Source organism: Streptomyces aculeolatus (assembly GCF_020400605.1).
Lineage (GTDB): Bacteria > Actinomycetota > Actinomycetes > Streptomycetales > Streptomycetaceae > Streptomyces > Streptomyces aculeolatus.
In genome coordinates this window covers 1-15,199 of record NZ_JAINRD010000009.1, presented here as the reverse complement: position 1 = coordinate 15,199, position 15,199 = coordinate 1, and the positions used below count along the sequence as shown (strand labels likewise).

Genomic DNA, 15,199 nt, shown 5'->3' with positions numbered 1-15,199 from the left:
TTCGTGGCGTCTTGTAGCCACGTCTACAAGTAGCCACGATGGCCGGATGCTTGAGGCCCTGGGGATACCGCCGTACGCCGAGTCCGTCTACCGCGCGCTGCTGGCCGCGCCGGGCCGTACCGTCGCCCAGCTCGCCGGCGAGCTGGGCCGCTCCGGGCGCGCCACGCGCCGCAGCGTGACGGAGCTGGAGGAGGTGGGCCTCGTCAGCCGGCTGCCCGGGCGCCCGGTGCGGCTGCTGGCCACCCGCCCCGACACCGCCGTCGACCTGCTCGTCGCGCGGCGCCGCCGGGAGCTGGGCGAACTCCAGCGCAACGCGCGGACGCTGGCGGCCACGCTGAGCGCGGGCCGGCAGCCCGACGAGCTGCTGGAGATCCTCACCGGCCGGCAGGCCATCGCGGAGCGCTTCGGCGGGCTCGTCCGCGGCTGCGAGCGGGAGCTGCTGGTCTTCGACCGGCCGCCGTACGCCGCGGACGCGACGCCCTCGGAGGAGGGCGTGACGGCACGGCTGCACGAACAGGTGGTGGTACGCGGCATCTACGCCCCCGAGTCGCTGGAGTACCCGGGCGCCCTGGCGGCGGCCAGGCGGGCGGCGGCCAACGGCGAGCAGTCGAGGGTCCACCCGCAGGTGCCGATGAAGCTGGCGGTCGCGGACCGCGCGGTGGCGCTGCTGCCGATCGCGCTCGACGACCAGGTGGACAGCGCGCTGGTGATCCGCCCGTGCGCGCTGCTGGACGCCCTCGTCGGCCTCTTCGAGCTGCTGTGGCAACAGGCCGCGCCGCTGCTGCCGCAGCCCGCTCGGGACCGGCCGTCGTGCTCGGACCTGGCGCTGCTGACGCTGCTGGCGGCGGGGGTCAAGGACGAGGCGATCGCCCGGCAGTTGGGCGTGAGCCCGCGCACCGTCACCCGGCGGGTGGCGGAGCTGCTGGACGAACTGGGCGCCCGCACCCGCTTCCAGGCGGGAATCCTGGCGCAGCGCCGCGGCTGGCTTCCGGACCCCTCACCACAGCCCGGAAAGGAGTAATTCCCGCTGCCCGCAACACCCTTCCATTATTCGATGGCCATAACACCGCGTTATGTAAGCGATTTCTGCGACCGGGCCACGGAATCGTCATTTCCGGATGATGAACTCCCTGCTCATGGAGGTTATTTCGGGTCCCGAGAATTCCCGCTACCGCGGTGCGCTGTTTACGTTTCCCGGGGCTCGTGTTTACGATCGGGCGATCCCCCATCGGCGTGCACGCGCCGATGTCCCCATGGGAGGAACACGCGAATGAACGGACGAATGCGCAGCATTATGCGGCTCGGCGGGTTATCTGCCGCCGTCGCGGCAATCCTGTCGATGTCGGGCGCCGCGGTGGCCGCCGGCGACTCCGGGCCCACGCCGCCGCCGACGACGCAGATCGTCGGCGGCCAGCCGGCCTCCGAGACGTACTCCTTCATGGCCTCGCTGCAGAGCGCCTCCGGCAGCCACACCTGCGGCGGCAGTCTCGTCGACCCGAGCTGGATCGTCACCGCGGCGCACTGCGGCACCCCGTACCAGGTGCGGATCGGCACCACCGACCGCACCGCGGGCGGCGAGGTCCGCCGCGTCGTCGAACGCCGCCAGCTCGCCGCCGACATGACCCTGCTGCGGCTCGGCACCCCGTCGACGAAGACCCCCGTCCCCATCGCCGCCGGCGCACCGGCCGGCTCGGCGACCCGGCTGATCGGCTGGGGCCAGACCTGCCCGACCCGCGGCTGCGGCGCCCCGCCCGTGGGGCTGCGGCAGCTCGACACCACGGTCCTGGCCGATTCCTCTTGCGCCGGCATCCAGGGCGCGTACGAGCTGTGCGTGAACGGCGGCGGCGGCCGGGGCGCGTGCTACGGCGACTCCGGCGGCCCGGCGGTCGTCGGCGGGCCCGGCGACTGGCGGCTCGTCGGCGCCACCAGCCGCGGCACGGCCGGCACCTGCGCCGTCTCGCCCGCCATCTACGGCGACGTGACGTCCGTGAAGTCCCGCATCGACGCGATCATCGGCGGCACCCGCTGACCGCCCGCGCCCCGCGGGTCCCCGGCGCCAGTCCCTAAGGAGCCGGGATGCCCGCGGGGCGCAGCGGGCGGCCGAGGCGTACCGGGACGCCCGGCGAGTACAGGACGCTGGCCGGGTCGCCGGCGGGCGCGGGCAGGCCGGCCGCCGCGACCAGGTTCTCGTCGCACTCGACCAGCTCGGCGCGGTGCAGCGGCCAGCGCGGATGGTCGTTGGGCAGGTAGCGCGTCGAGCCGAGGAAGGCGCTGTGCAGCCCCCAGCGCGCGGTGAGGAAGTGCTCCAGCCCGCTCGCCTCCTCGACGCGCTCGCCGGGACGCACGGTCAGGCGGCTGTACGCGCCGCGCGGCCCCGGCCAGCGGCGCCGGCTCCTGTAGCCGACGGTGCCGGCGGCCCTTCGGACGGACATCCGCGACCACGCGTACGGCAGCCCGAAGCCGAGCCGGCCCGCCACCACGGGGATCAGCCGGGAGGCGTCCAGCGACCGGAAGACCACGCCACGCCGCCCGTGGGCGTCGACCGAGTACAAGCGCACGTTGGTCTCCGGGAAGGAGCCGAGGTACGGCACCGCGGGCAGCCGCAGCCAGCCGACGCGGTGCATCCGGAACGCGATGAGCCCGACGTACGCCGCCCCCTCGTGCGTGTCCGGCGCCGTCCCCGGGGGCAGCAGCCGCGCCACGGCGTCCGGCTCGACGGCCCAGTGCACGAACGTCAGGTCGAGCCACTGCTGGGTGAGCAGCGGGGAGCGTACGGCGTGCGGGGCGTCGGGCGTGACGGGCGCGGGCTGGTGCACGCTGCCAGGATCGCAGTACCGCCGCGGCCCGGTCCTGCCGGGGCCCGCGGCCGGACGCCCGCGTCAGCCGAGGTGCCGGGCGAACGCCTCCTGGGCGAGCGCGTCGAAGAGGACGAAGCGCACCTCGTCGAAGTCCCGCTTGTCGACGGCCGCCTGAACCGCGGCCACCGCGATCCGGGCCCCGTCGTCCAGCGGCCAGCCGAACGCGCCGGTGGACACGGCCGGGAACGCGACGGTGCGGGCACCCAGTCCGCGGGCTACGACCAGCGACTCGCGGTAGCAGGAGGCCAGTTGCGCCGAGCGGTCCTCGGTCGGCGACCACACCGGGCCGACCGTGTGGATCACCCAGCGGGCCGGCAGCAGCCCGGCGGCGGTGGCCACGGCGCGGCCCGCGGGCAGGCCGTCCGGGTAGGCGGAGGCGCGCAGCTCGCGGCACTCCCGCACGATGCTCTTGCCGCCCCTGCGGTGGATGGCGCCGTCGACGCCCCCGCCGCCCAGCAGCGAGGAGTTGGCGGCGTTGACCACCGCGTCGACCCGCTGCTCGGTGATGTCGCCGCGCACGGCCTTCAGCACACCCATGGCGCCACGTTAGTACGGGCCCGGAGCCGGCGGCGGGCGCCCGGCCCGGGCCGCGGGTCAGACCGCCACCGAGGCACCCTCCGCCACCGCGCCCGCGTCCGGGTCCGGGTCCGGGTCCGGGTCCGCGCTCGGGTTCGCGTCGAGGTCGCGGCGCACCAGCGCCGCGTACCGGCCGCCGGCGGCCATCAGCTTCTCGTGCGTGCCGAGTTCGGCGATCCGGCCGTCGTGCAGGACGGCGATCTGGTCGGCGTCGCGGATGGTGGAGAGCCGGTGCGCGATGGTGATGGTCGTACGGCCCTCGGCCAGCGCGTCGACCGCCTCCTGCACCGCGCGCTCGGTGCGGGTGTCCAGGGCGCTGGTGGCCTCGTCGAGGATGAGCACCGGCGGGTCGCGCAGGATCGTGCGGGCGAGCGCCAGGCGCTGCTTCTCGCCGCCGGAGAAGCGGTAGCCGCGCTCGCCGACGAGGGTGTCGTAGCCGTCGGGCAGGGCGGCGATGTGGTCGTGGATCTGCGCGGCGCGGGCGGCGGCCTCGATCTCGGCGCCGGTGGCGTCCGGGCGGGCGAAGCGCAGGTTGTCGGCGACGGAGGCGTGGAAGAGGTACGTCTCCTGGGCGACGACGCCGACCGCGCGGGCGAGCGAGTCGAAGTCGAGGTCGCGCACGTCGGTGCCGTCGATGGTGACCCGGCCGCCGGTGACGTCATACAGCCGCGGCACCAGGTAGCCCAGGGTGGACTTGCCGGCGCCGGTGGGGCCGACGATGGCCAGGCTGCTGCCCGCGGGCACGGTGAGTGCGACGTCGCGCAGCGTCGGCTGCCCGGGCTCGTACGCGAAGTCGACGTTCTCGAAGCGCACGTCGCCGCGGGGCTTGTCCAGCCGCACCGGGCGCTCGGGCTCGGCGATGTCGACGGGCAGGTCGAGGTATTCGAAGATGCGCTGGAAGAGGGCGAGCGAGGTCTGCATCTGCACGCCGGTGGAGAGCAGGCTGACGGTGGGCCGGAAGAGGCCCTGCTGCAGTGAGACGAAGGCGACGACGGTGCCGATGGACACGGCCTGCCCCGCGCTGCCCGAGGCCAGTCCGGCGGTCCAGTAGATGACGGCGGGCATGGCGGCCATGACGACGCCGATGGTGGCCATCCGCCAGCGGCCGGCCATGTTGGCCCGTACCTCCAGGTCCACCAGGCTCTCGGACTCCTCGGCGAAGCCGCGGGTCAGGCTGTCGGAGCGGCCCATGGTGCGGCCGAGCATGATGCCGCTCACCGACAGCGACTCGGTCACGCCCGCGGCCATGGCCGCCATCTGCTTCTGCCGCTGCGAGGTGATCTTCTTGCGCTCGCGGCCGACGCGGCGGGCGATCCAGACGAAGACCGGCAGCAGGAGCAGCGAGACGACGGTCAGCCGCCAGTCGAGCGCGAGCATGGCGACGACGGTGGCGACGACGCTGGTGAGGTTGGAGACCAGCGAGGTGGCGGTGGTCGTCACCGTCGCCTGCATGCCGCCGATGTCGTTGGCGATGCGGGACTGCACCTCGCCGGTGCGGGTGCGGGTGAAGAACGCCAGCGGCATGCGCTGCAGCTGGGCGTAGACGGCGGTGCGCAGGTCGTGCATGACGCGCTGGCCGACGGTGGTGGAGATGAGGGTCTGGAGCACGCCGAAGACGCCGCCGAGCACGGCGACGCCGACCATGCCGAGCGCGAGCAGGCTGAGCAGCCCGGTGCGGCCCTCGGGCAGGGCGGTGTCGACGACCTCGCGGAGCAGGAACGGCGAGGCGACCGAGACCAGCGAGGACGCGGCCACCAGCAGCCCGACCACGGCGAGGCGGCCGCGGTACGGGCGGAAGAGCGCGAGGATCCGGCGCACCTGGGCGGGCTGCTCAGGATCGGTGGGCGGGGGTGTCCACCCGTCGAGTGGATCGCGGGGCATGGGCCTCCTAGAAGAGTGTGACGACTCAAGGGAGGATAGCTCATTGTTACCTATATGCACAATGAATATGCTCCTGATACCCTCGGGGCGTGTCCCAGACGCCCCCGCCCCCCGCAGACGTGACCGGCCAGCTGGCGGAGCAGCTCCTGCTGCTCACCCGCCGGATCCACTACGCGCAGAAGCACCACTTCAAGCCGCTGGGCATCACGCCCGCCCAGTCGCGGCTGCTGCGCACCCTGGAGCGCCACGAGGAGCCGCCGCGGATGGCGGACCTCGCCGAGCGCCTGGGCGTCGTGCCCCGCGCGGTCACCACGCACGTGGACGCGCTGGAGGCGGGCGGCCTGGTCCGGCGCGTGCCCGACCCGGCCAACCGGCGCGTGATCCGTATCGAGACCACCGAGGCCGGGCGTGCGGCGCTCGCCGAGCTGCACCGGGCCCGGCTCGCCGCCGCCGCGGACGTGCTGGAGCCGCTGTCCGAAAAGCAGCGTGAAAAACTGCTGGGGCTCATCGCCCCCCTGGTCGACCCGCACGGCCACCCCTGCTGAGGAGTCCGTTCCATGCCGCTGCTCCAGCCCAAGCCCTCGGCCCTGCGCCCCGGCCGCGGGGCGGCGCCCGCGCCGGACCGGGTCGCCGACGACCTCGCGGCGGGCACGCCCGAGCCGCTGCGCGGCGGGCTGACGGCGCTGCTGGGGGCGGAGAAGGTGCTGACGGGCGCCTCGGACCTGGTGCGGTACGCCTCGGACGCCAGCCCGTACCGGTTCGTGCCGCGGGCCGTGGCCGTCGCCGAGACGGTCGCGGACGTCTCGGCGCTCTTCCGGTTCGCCCACGAGCACGGCCGCCAGCTCGTCTTCCGGGCGGCGGGCACGTCGCTCAACGGCCAGGCGCAGGGCGAGGACATCCTCGTCGACGTCCGCAGGCACTGGGCGCGCGTCGAGGTGCTCGACGACGCCGCGACGCGCGCCCGCGTAGGCCCGGGCACCACCGTCGTACGGGCCAACGCCACCCTCGCCCGGCACGGCCGCGTCCTCGGCCCCGACCCGGCCAGCGCCATCGCCTGCACCCTCGGCGGCGTCGTCGCCAACAACGCCTCGGGCATGACGGCGGGCACCACGCGCAACTCCTACCGCACGCTGGCCTCGCTGACCTTCGTGCTGCCCTCCGGCACCGTCGTGGACACCGCCGCGCCCGACGCCGACGAGCGGCTGGCCGCGGCCGAGCCGGAGCTGTGCCGCGGGCTGCTCGCGCTCAAGGCGGAGATCGAGGCGGACGCGGAGCTGACGGCCCGGATCCGCGCCAAGTACGAGATCAAGAACACCAACGGCTACCGGCTGGACGCCTTCCTCGACGGCGCCACCCCCGTGGCGATCCTGCGCGGGCTGATGGTCGGCTCCGAGGGCACGCTCGGCTTCATCGCCGACACCGTCTTCGACACCCTGCCGCTGGACCGGCACACCTCCACCGCGCTGCTGTTCTTCCCCACCCTCCAGGCCGCCGCGGCGGCGGTGCCGGCGTGGGGCGCCGCCGGGGCGCTGGCCGTGGAGCTGATGGACGGCAACACGCTGCGCGCGTCGGTCAGCGTCGCCGGCGTGCCCGCCGACTGGGCGGAGCTGCCGAAGGAGACGGCGGCGCTGCTGGTGGAGTTCCGGGCGCCGGACGAGGCGGCGCGGGAGGCGTACGAGGAGGCGGCGGCCGGGGTGCTGGCGGGGCTCGACCTCGTGGCACCGGTCGGTTCCGTCGCCGCCGAGGGCAACGCGTTCACCCGCGACCCCGGCCGTATCTCCGGCTACTGGAAGGCCCGCAAGGCGTTCGTCACCGCCGTCGGCGGCTCCCGCCCGGCCGGTACGACCCTCATCACCGAGGACTTCGCCGTCCCGCCCGGCAGGCTCGCCGAGGCCTGCGAGGCGCTGCTCGAACTCCAGGCGCGGCACGGCTTCGACGCCGCCGTCGCCGGCCACGCCGCCCACGGCAACCTGCACTTCCTGCTCGCCTTCGACGCCGCGGAGCCCGCCGACGTCGAGCGGTACGCGGCGTTCATGGACGACTTCTGCCGGCTGACCGTCGAGCGCTTCGACGGCTCGCTCAAGGCCGAGCACGCCACCGGCCGCAACATCGCCCCGTTCCTCGCGCTGGAGTGGGGCGAGCGCGCCACCGAGCTGATGTGGCGCATCAAGGAGCTGGTCGATCCGCGCGGCATCCTCGCCCCCCGGGTCCTGCTCGACCGCGACCCGAAGGCGCACCTGCGCGGGCTCAAGACCATCCCGCGGATCGAGGACATCGCCGACCCGTGCATCGAGTGCGGCTTCTGCGAACCCACCTGCCCCAGCCGCGACCTGACCACCACCCCGCGCCAGCGCATCGTGCTGCGCCGGGAGATGCTGCGCCAGCCGCCGGACGCGCCGGTCACCGGCAGCCTCCTGGCGGCGTACGGGTACGACGCCGTCGACACCTGCGCGGGCGACTCGACGTGCAGCCTGGACTGCCCCGTCGGCATCGACACCGGGCAGATGATGAAGGACTTCCGGCACGCGCGGCACTCCGCCCGCGAGGAGCGCGCCGCCGCCGGCACCGCGCGCCGCTTCCGCCAGGTGGAACGCGCCGCGCGGCTGGCCGTCGCCGTGGCGCACCGGCTCGGCGACCGGGTGCCGGGCGCCGCGACCCGGCTCGCGCGCCGGGCCGTGCGCCCCGACCTCGTGCCCGAGTGGCTGCCGGAGATCCCGGGGCCGGCCGCGCGCCGGCTCCCCGGCACCGTCCGCGAGGGCGCCGCCGCCGTCTACTTCCCGGCGTGCGTCAACCGCATCTTCGGCGGCCCCGACGACGCGCGCGGCCCGAACCTGGCCGAGGCGCTCGTCGCCGTCTCGGCGCGCGCCGGGCGGCCCGTGTGGATCCCCGACGACGTCACCGGCACCTGCTGCTCGACCATCTGGCACTCCAAGGGCTACGACGACGGCACCCGGCTGATGGCCAACCGCATCGTCGAGGCCGCCTGGCGGTGGACGGACGGCGCCCGGCTGCCGGTCGTCGTCGACGCCTCGTCCTGCACGCTGGGCCTCGCGCACGAGGTGGTGCCGTACCTGACGGAGGCGAGCCGCAAACTGCACGCGCAGCTCACCGTCCTGGACTCGCTCGACTGGGCCGCCGACGAGCTGCTGCCCCGGCTGACGATCGAGCGGCGGACGTCCTCCGCGGTGGTCCACCCGACCTGCTCGATGCGCCACCTGGGCAACACCGGCCGGCTCACCGCGCTGGCCGAGGCCGTCGCCGAGGAGGTCGTCGTGCCGGACGACGCGGCCTGCTGCGCCTTCGCCGGCGACCGCGGCATGCTGCACAAGGAACTGACCGCCTCCGCGACCGCGCGCGAGGCCGCCGAGGTCACCGCCCGCGACTACGATGCGCACCTGTCGGCGAACCGGATGTGCGAGATCGGGATGGACCGGGCGACCGGCCGCTCGTACCGCTCCGTACTGCTGGAGCTGGAGCGCGCCACCCGCCCGGCGGGCCTGCGGGGCCGCCGCGGATAAGTCCATCCGGCCCGGACGGTAAGTCCAACGCCTCAGTGGTGCAGACCTCTTGTCGGCGCGCCCGGGTCCGGCGAGGGTGGCGGCGAACCTACCGCACACCATCCGGAGGACGCATGCGCGAGGAGAACGCCACCCCGAGACCCGGCGATTCGGACGACGGCTACTCCCGCCGCTCGGTGCTGCGCACGGCGGGCATCGCCGGTGCAGGGCTCGGCCTGGGGGCGTTCGGCGCCTCCCAGGCGCAGGCGGCGGAGGCCGGGGAGGCCGCGGCCGCGGAAGCCGCCGCGCCGCCGCGGCGCGGCAGGACGATGATCGGCGTGCCGTTCGAGACCCACAGCACCGTACGGGTCGGGATCGTGGGCCTGGGCAACCGCGGCGGCAGCATGATCGACCTGTTCCTGGCGCAGCCGGGCGTGCAGGTGACCGCGCTGTGCGACCCGGTCGTGGACAAGGTCGAGCGGGCCGCGAAGAAGGTCGTCGACGCGGGCCAGCCGGCGCCCGCCACGTACACCAAGGGCGACCACGACTTCGAGCAGCTCTGCGAGCGCGGCGACATCGACTTCGTCTACGTCGCCACGCCCTGGGACTGGCACTTCGAGATGGCGAAGACGGCCATGCTCAACGGCAAGCACGTCGGCGTCGAGTGCCCCATCGCGATGACCGTGAAGGAGCTGTGGGACCTCGTCGACCTGTCCGAGCGCACCCGCCGGCACTGCATGCAGCTGGAGAACTGCGCCTACGGCAAGAACGAGATGCGCGTGCTGCGCATGGCGCACGCCGGGCTCTTCGGCAACCTGCTGCACGCCGCCGGCGCGTACAACCACGACCTGCGCGGGCTGATGTTCGACCCCGACTACTACGAGGGCCCCTGGCGCCGGCTGTGGCACACCCGGCTGCGCGGCGACCTCTACCCCAACCACGGCTTCGGCCCGACGGCCAACTACATGGACGTCAACCGCGGCGACCGCGTCACCCACATCTCCAGCTTCGGCACGCCGGCCCTGGGTCTGGCCGAGTACCGCGAGGAGCACATGCCCTCCGGCGACCCGAGCTGGAAGGAGACGTACATCGGCAGCGACCGCACCTTCAGCATGCTGCAGACCGCCAAGGGCCGCGTCATCCGGCTGGAGCACGACGTCTCCACCCCGCACCCGTACAGCCGGATCAACTCCCTCGGCGGCACGAAGGGCGTCTTCGAGGACTACGAGCCGCGCATCTACCTGGAGCCGATGCACACCGACGACCGGTGGCACGACTTCGCGGACTTCGCGGAGTACGACCACTGGCTGTGGAAGGAGCACTCCGACCCGCCCGGCGGCCACGGCGGCATGGACTACATCATGATCTTCCGGCTCATGCAGTGCATGCGCCTCGGCCTGGTCCCGGACTTCGACGTCTACGACGCCGTGACCTGGACGGCGCCCGTGCCGCTGAGCCACCTGTCGATCAAGGCGGGCGGCAAGCCGCAGCAGATCCCGGACTTCACCCGCGGCGGGTGGAAGGACGAGCGCCCCGGGGTGGACTCGGAGAAGCCCGACGAGGCGTGACCGCGGGCGCCCGCTGACCGGCGCACGGCGCCGGTCAGCCCGGCCACGGCGCCGCTAGGGCACAGACCCCCTAGCCGGCGAGGGAGGCCCGGTCGCCCATCACGGCGACCGGGTCCTTCCGCGGGTCGAGCGTCCGCAGCAGCTCGGTCATCCCGGACTTGGAGATGCTGACGCAGCCGGACGTGCCGCTGCCGTGGTCCATGTGGAACCAGATCGACCCGCCCTTCTCCTGCCCCTGCGGCCGGGTGGGATCGAGCGGCGAGGTGCCGCGGACGCGGTTGTAGTCGATGGCGATGACGAGGTCGAAGTCGTTCCAGTGCGTCTTCGGCCAGTACTGCGGCGCCGCGAACGCCGGGCTCTGGAGGTACGGCAGCTTCGCGCCCGGGTCGGCGAGGACGCCGCCGGCGTCGGAGAGCGTGAACACCCCGACGGGGCTGCGCTTGTCGCCCTCGCGGTGGTCGGGGGTCCAGCCCTTCTTGCCGTTGTGCCCGGGCCAGCTCTCCCGGCGCTGCCAGTCGCCGCCGCGCTTCTCGTAGAGGACGACGGTGGCGTCGGCGGAGTCGGGGCCCCTGCCGTAGACGGCGACGGCCTGGCGGGCGTCCTCGGGCACCTTCGCGTTCCACCGGGCGCCGACGCCGGGGATGTCGCCGGGCGGGGTGCTCGGCGACGCGCTCGCGCCGCCGCCGTCCGCGCCCTTGCCCGTGCCGCCCGCACCGCCCGTGCCGCCGCCGTCGCCCGAACCGCCGCAGCCCGCCAGCAGAATCAGCCCCACCGCCGCGGCGGCCGTCCGGCGCGGCAGCCGCCCGCTCGTCCCGTACGCACGCATACACCCATCGTCACACGCCGCGCCCTGCGGCCCGCCGGGCGGCCCCCCGCGACCGTGGCGCGATGGCACGCACGCGCGGTGAAAACCGGTTGAAAACCCGCCCGCAAACCGCCAGCCTTGCACGGCTCACCCACACCCGAGACGACCTTTTTGGGATGCCATGCAGTTGCGCGACCTGCCGCATACGGACCCCGGCGAACCCGACGTCCGATCCGGCCGCCACTTCCTCGTCTGGCTCGGCCGCATGCAGCTCGGCGGGCAGGTCGCCGCGCTGCTGTGGGGCCTGGTGTGGATGCTGCCGCTCGGCGCGATGCCGCTGGCCGTGGGCACCGCCGTGCAGGCGGTCGTGGACCGCGACGGCGGGAAGCTGGCGGTGGCCGGCGCGCTGCTGATCGCGTTCGGCGCGCTCATCGCGCTCGGCGACAGCATGCTGCACCGCGCGGCGGTCACCAACTGGATCACCGCCGCCTCGCGGGTGCAGCAGCTGCTCGCCCGCAAGGCGGCCGAGCTGGGCTCGGTGCTCACCAGACGGGTGGCGGCCGGCGAGGTGGTCGCGGTGAGCACGGGCGACGTGGAGAAGATCGGCTGGTTCGTCGAGTCCTTCTCGCGGTTCACCGCCGCGCTGGTCACCGCGCTCGCCGTCACCGCGGGCCTCGTCGTCTACGCGCCGGAGCTGGGCATCGTCGTCGCGATCGCGCTGCCGGTCCTGGCGCTCGCGCCGCTGCCCCTGCTGCCGTACGCCACCCGCCGCGCCGACGACCAGCGGACCAAGGCCGGTCGGGCGACGGAGCTGGCCGCGGACACCGTGGCGGGGCTGCGGGTGCTGCGCGGCATCGGCGGCGAGGAGCTGTTCCTCGACCGCTACCGGGAGGCGTCGCAGAAGGTGCGGACGGCGGCGGTGCGCAGCGCGCGGATGTGGGCGCTGATCCACGCCGTGCAGGTGGCGCTGCCGGGGGTGCTGCTGGTGATCGTCGTCGGGCACGGGGTGGGGCTCGCACGCAGCGGGTCGATCACTGTCGGCGAGCTGGTCACGGTCTACGGGGCCGTGACCTTCCTGCTCTTCCCGATGCACCACTTCGCCGAGCTGGCGATGGCGTACTCCTTCTCCCGGCCGTCCGCCAAGCGCGCCGCCCGCGTGCTCGCGCTCACCCGCGCCACCGCGGGCGGTGGCGACACCGGCAACGGCAACGGCCCCCGCGCCGGCGGTGACGGCGGCAGCGGCGAACACGGATGGCTGGAGGGCGAGTTGCACGACCCGGCAACGGGGCTGCGCGCCGCGACCGGGCGGCTGACCGCCGTGGTGTGCGGCGACCCCGACGCCGCCGGGCGGCTCGCCGACCGGCTCGGCGGGCACCCGGCGGAGCCGGCCGACCTGCCGTCCGTGCGGCTGGGCGGCGTGGAGCTGGACGGCGTACCCCTGGTGGCCGCACGGGCGGCGGTGCTGGTGCAGGACAAGGACCCGATGCTGCTGTCCGGGACGCTGGCCGACCTGCTGGACGTACCGGCGCCCGGATCGGTGAAGCCCGCCGCCGCGCTGGCCGCCGCCCAGTGCGGCGACGTGCTGACAGCGCTCGCCCAGGCGGCCGCGGAGGCGCCGGACGGCGACGGGGCGCCGATGGGCGCGCCGATCACCGAGCGGGGCCGGTCGCTCTCCGGCGGCCAGCGCCAGCGCCTGGCGCTGGCCCGCTCGCTGGTGGCCGACCCGGAGGTGCTGGTGCTCGACGAGCCGACCTCGGCGGTCGACTCGCACACCGAGGCGCGCATCGCCGAGAGCCTGCGGGAGATCCGCGCGGGCCGCACGACGGTGGTGTTCACCTCCAGCCCGCTGCTGCTGGACCGGGCCGACACGGTCGTGTTCGTGCAGGACGGCGCGGTGGCCGCCGAGGGCCCGCACCGCGAGCTGCTCCACGGCGACCCCGCGTACCGCGCCGTGGTCACCCGGGAGACGGAGGACGAGAAGCAGGAGGCCGGCGGCGTCCGGGACGCGGGCGCCGAGCCGGGCGGCGGCGCCGGCGACGGCCGGGCCGTAGGGGACGAGGCCGCAGGCGACGAAGGCGTACGCGACGAGGGCGGCGTGCCGCAGATGATGGAGGAGACCGCATGATCGGCGTGCGACCGCCGGAGTACGACCCGGCCGCGCCGCGCACCGCGACCACCCTGCCGGTGGGCGCGCCGGCGACCGTCCGCGGCTACGTGGCGGAGCTGCTGCGCCGGCACCGCACCGCGTTCCTGCTGCTGATCGGCGTGAACGCGATCGCCGTCATCGCCTCGATGGCCGGTCCGTACCTGCTGGGCGGCCTGGTCGAGGACCTGTCGGCGGGCGTCGAGGACCTGCAGCTGACGCGCGCGGTGGTGCTGTTCTCGATCGCGCTGGCGCTCCAGGCGGTCTTCGTCCGGCTGGTGCGGCTGCGCGGCGCGATGCTCGGCGAGCGGATGCTCGCGGACCTGCGCGAGGACTTCCTCGTACGGTCCGTGGGCCTGCCTCCTGGCGTGCTGGAGCGGGCGGGGACCGGCGACCTGCTGTCCCGTATCACCACCGACATCGACCGGCTGGCGAACGCGATGCGCGAGGCCGTGCCGCAGCTGACGATCGCGGTGGTGTGGGTCGCGCTGGTGCTGGGCGGCATGGTGGTGATGGCGCCGCCGCTGGCGGTGGCGGTGGTGCTGGCCGCGCCGGTGCTGCTCGCGGGCTGCCGCTGGTACTTCAGGCGGGCGCCGAGTGCCTACCGCTCGGAGGCCGCGGGGTACGCCGCCGTGGCCGCCGCGCTCTCCGAGACGGTGGACGCCGGCCGGACGGTGGAGGCACACCGGCTGGGCCCGCGCCGCATCGCGCTGTCGGACCGGCGGGTCAAGGAGTGGGTGGCGTGGGAGCGTTACACGCTCTACCTGCGCTGCATGTTCTTCCCCGTCTTCAACGCCACGCACGTCGTGGTCGTCGGCTCGGTGCTGCTGCTCGGCGGCGCGTTCGTCTTCCAGGGCTGGATGAGCGTCGGCGAGCTGACGACGGGCGCGCTGCTGGCGCAGATGCTCACCGAGCCGGTGGGCATGATCCTGCGCTGGTACGACGAGCTGCAGGTGGCCCAGGTGTCGCTGGCCCGGCTGGTCGGCGTGCGGGACATCGAGGAGGAGCCCGGCGACGCGGCCGTGCGGCCTGGCGGCCGGGACGTCCACGCCGACGAGGTCCGCTTCGGCTACCTCGCCGGGGCCGACGTGCTGCACGGCGTCTCGCTGCGGTTGGAGCCGGGCAGCCGGCTGGCGCTGGTCGGTCCCTCCGGCGCGGGCAAGTCGACGCTGGGGCGGCTGCTGGCCGGCATCTACTCGCCGCGGCGCGGCGAGATCCGGCTCGGCGGCGCGGAGCTGGCCCTGATGCCGGCCGAGCGGGTACGCGAGCACGTGGCACTGGTCAACCAGGAGCACCACGTGTTCGTCGGCTCCCTGCGCGACAACCTGCGGCTGGCACGTACCGAGGCGGGCGACGCGGAGCTGTGGGCGGCGCTGGGCGCGGTCGACGCGGGCGAGTGGGCGCGGGCGCTGGACGACGGCCTGGACACGGAGGTCGGCTCGGGCGGCGCGGCGCTCACCCCGGCGCAGGCGCAGCAGATCGCGCTGGCCCGGCTGGTGCTCGCCGACCCGCACACGCTGGTCCTCGACGAGGCGACGTCGCTGCTCGACCCGAGGGCGGCGCGGCACCTGGAGCGGTCGCTGGCGAAGGTGCTGGACGGGCGCACGGTCGTGGCGATCGCCCACCGGCTGCACACCGCGCACGACGCGGACGTGATCGCGGTGGTCGAGGACGGCCGCATCAGCGAGCTGGGCAGCCACGACGAACTGGTCGCGGCGGACGGCGCGTACGCCGCGCTGTGGCGGTCCTGGCACGGCTGACGGGTCCGCGGCGGGGCCGGCCCCCGCCGGGGGGCCCCCCCCCCGGGGGGCCCCCCGCCCCCCCCCGGGGGGGGCCCGCCCCCCCCACCCCCACCAACCCCGGCGGGGAAA

General features: G+C 74.7%; 11 protein-coding genes. 7 read left to right on the top strand and 4 right to left on the bottom strand.

What is annotated here, in order from left to right; all coding sequences use genetic code 11:
• The first annotated feature begins 46 nt into the window (after positions 1 to 46).
• Together LG396_RS17100 and LG396_RS17095 are read left to right on the top strand one after the other, a co-directional pair.
• Positions 47 to 1,021: a helix-turn-helix domain-containing protein gene (locus LG396_RS17100; RefSeq protein WP_018836265.1), complete on the top strand. Its 975-nt coding sequence runs from the start codon at positions 47 to 49 to the stop codon at positions 1,019 to 1,021.
• A 261-nt stretch (positions 1,022 to 1,282) separates the two neighbouring features.
• Positions 1,283 to 2,029 carry a S1 family peptidase gene (locus LG396_RS17095; protein WP_225795400.1) on the top strand — a complete coding sequence of 249 codons (747 nt, stop codon included), beginning with the start codon at positions 1,283 to 1,285 and terminating at the stop codon, positions 2,027 to 2,029.
• Positions 2,030 to 2,063: 34 nt separating this feature from the next.
• On the opposite strand, the gene LG396_RS17090 is transcribed toward LG396_RS17095, so the two are convergent.
• The 3 genes from LG396_RS17090 to LG396_RS17080 form a co-directional block, all read right to left on the bottom strand.
• Positions 2,064 to 2,816 carry a YqjF family protein gene (locus LG396_RS17090; protein ID WP_225795399.1) on the bottom strand — a complete coding sequence of 251 codons (753 nt, stop codon included), beginning with the start codon at positions 2,814 to 2,816 and terminating at the stop codon, positions 2,064 to 2,066.
• A gap of 63 nt (positions 2,817 to 2,879) precedes the next feature.
• The gene (locus LG396_RS17085) at positions 2,880 to 3,395 is read right to left on the bottom strand and encodes an O-acetyl-ADP-ribose deacetylase (RefSeq protein WP_225795398.1); all 516 of its coding nucleotides are present in this window, start codon (positions 3,393 to 3,395) and stop codon (positions 2,880 to 2,882) included.
• Between the two features lie 57 nt (positions 3,396 to 3,452).
• Positions 3,453 to 5,315: an ABC transporter ATP-binding protein gene (locus LG396_RS17080; protein WP_225795397.1), complete on the bottom strand. Its 1,863-nt coding sequence runs from the start codon at positions 5,313 to 5,315 to the stop codon at positions 3,453 to 3,455.
• An 89-nt stretch (positions 5,316 to 5,404) separates the two neighbouring features.
• Between LG396_RS17080 and LG396_RS17075 the strand changes: the two genes are divergently transcribed.
• The 3 genes from LG396_RS17075 (at position 5,405) to LG396_RS17065 (ending at position 10,380) form a co-directional block, all read left to right on the top strand.
• On the top strand, positions 5,405 to 5,860 hold the full coding sequence (locus tag LG396_RS17075) for a MarR family winged helix-turn-helix transcriptional regulator (protein WP_018842973.1): 456 nt from the start codon (positions 5,405 to 5,407) through the stop codon (positions 5,858 to 5,860).
• 12 nt (positions 5,861 to 5,872) lie between these two features.
• The gene (locus LG396_RS17070) at positions 5,873 to 8,833 is read left to right on the top strand and encodes an FAD-binding and (Fe-S)-binding domain-containing protein (protein ID WP_225795396.1); all 2,961 of its coding nucleotides are present in this window, start codon (positions 5,873 to 5,875) and stop codon (positions 8,831 to 8,833) included.
• Between the two features lie 113 nt (positions 8,834 to 8,946).
• Positions 8,947 to 10,380 carry a Gfo/Idh/MocA family protein gene (locus LG396_RS17065; RefSeq protein WP_225795395.1) on the top strand — a complete coding sequence of 478 codons (1,434 nt, stop codon included), beginning with the start codon at positions 8,947 to 8,949 and terminating at the stop codon, positions 10,378 to 10,380.
• Between the two features lie 70 nt (positions 10,381 to 10,450).
• Here the strand turns inward: LG396_RS17065 and LG396_RS17060 are convergent, their stop codons facing one another.
• On the bottom strand, positions 10,451 to 11,206 hold the full coding sequence (locus tag LG396_RS17060; RefSeq protein WP_225795394.1) for a L,D-transpeptidase family protein: 756 nt from the start codon (positions 11,204 to 11,206) through the stop codon (positions 10,451 to 10,453).
• A gap of 160 nt (positions 11,207 to 11,366) precedes the next feature.
• On the opposite strand from LG396_RS17060, the gene LG396_RS17055 reads away from it, so the two are divergent.
• Positions 11,367 to 13,310 (top strand): ABC transporter transmembrane domain-containing protein, encoded by a 1,944-nt coding sequence (locus tag LG396_RS17055; RefSeq protein WP_225795393.1) that lies wholly within the window; start codon positions 11,367 to 11,369, stop codon positions 13,308 to 13,310.
• Positions 13,307 to 15,088 (top strand): ABC transporter ATP-binding protein, encoded by a 1,782-nt coding sequence (locus tag LG396_RS17050; protein ID WP_018836255.1) that lies wholly within the window; start codon positions 13,307 to 13,309, stop codon positions 15,086 to 15,088. Before LG396_RS17055 ends, LG396_RS17050 begins: the two co-directional genes overlap by 4 nt.
• Positions 15,089 to 15,199 lie beyond the last annotated feature (111 nt).